The 1,031-nt window shown below is 77.3% G+C and carries 1 protein-coding gene and 1 riboswitch; the gene reads left to right on the top strand.

Annotation, left to right across the window (positions count from 1 at the left end; translation table 11 throughout):
• Positions 1-232 precede the first annotated feature (232 nt).
• Positions 233-376: riboswitch (FMN riboswitch) on the top strand.
• 142 nt (positions 377-518) lie between these two features.
• The coding region (locus PINTE_RS22355) for a deaminase (RefSeq protein WP_373280193.1) at positions 519-1,031 on the top strand (513 nt) is incomplete at its 3' end.

Raw genomic sequence — 1,031 nt, 5'->3', positions numbered from 1 at the left:
GGTCCGCGAGCCCGGTCCGCGAGCCCGGTCCGCGAGCCCGGTCCGCGAGCCCGGTCCGCGAGCCCGGTCCGCGAGCCCGGTCCGCGAGCCCGGTCCGCGAGCCCGGTCCGCGAGCCCGGTCCGCGAGCCCGATCCACGAGCCCGGGCACGCCGACGTCGTCTCGCGGGTGTGGCCGGAAGGGTGCGCCCGGCCGGGTGCGACGGGTCGATGGGCGGTGGCATACTGGGCCCCACGTGCTCCGGGGTCGGTGTAATTCCGAACCGGCGGTGATAGTCCGCGACCCGCGTCCGCACCGGTCTGACCAGGCCGGCAGGCGCGGTTGACCTGGTGGAATTCCGGGACCGACGGTGAAAGTCCGGATGGGAGGCAGCACGGGCCGTGCTCGGCGGCGCCCGTCGACGGGTGCCGACCGGTGACCGGGTGACCATGCGTGGCATGGGTGCCCGGCGTCGGGTCGTCGCACGGCTGGCGCGACCTCGCGCACCCCGGAGCTCGTCACGACGAGCCGGGAGAGCAGATGAGCATCGCGAGCGGAACCCACGCCCCGCCTGCGCACACCCAGATACCGCGTGACGCCCCGCGCTCTCTGGCGCCGCTGACGCCCACGCAGGCCATGGACTTCGCGACCCGGCTGGCCGCGCAGGGGCCGTCGGTCGATCGCAACCCGCGCGTCGGCGCCGTGCTCCTCGACCCCGCCGGCCGTTTCCTCGGCGGCGGCCTGCATCGCGGGGCCGGCACCCCGCACGCCGAGGTCGACGCGCTGCGCGACGCCCGCGCCCGCGGCCACGACACCGCCGGGTCCACCGCCTACGTCACCCTCGAACCGTGCAACCACACCGGTCGCACCGGGCCGTGCGTCGACGCGCTGCTCGCCGCGGGCGTCGCGGCGGTCGTCTACGCGGTCACCGACCCCGACCCCGTCGCCGGAGGCGGTGCCCACCGCCTGGCCGGCAACGGCGTCGACGTCCGGCTGCGCCGCCACGAGGGCGCGACCGCGCTCACCCGCCGGTGGCACCGGGCGGTGCGGCTC

It is taken from the genome of Piscicoccus intestinalis NBRC 104926 (genome assembly GCF_001515525.1).
Lineage (GTDB): Bacteria > Actinomycetota > Actinomycetes > Actinomycetales > Dermatophilaceae > Kineosphaera > Kineosphaera intestinalis.
The sequence above is the reverse complement of the archived record's forward strand: the minus strand, read 5'-3'. Positions and strand labels throughout refer to the sequence as shown.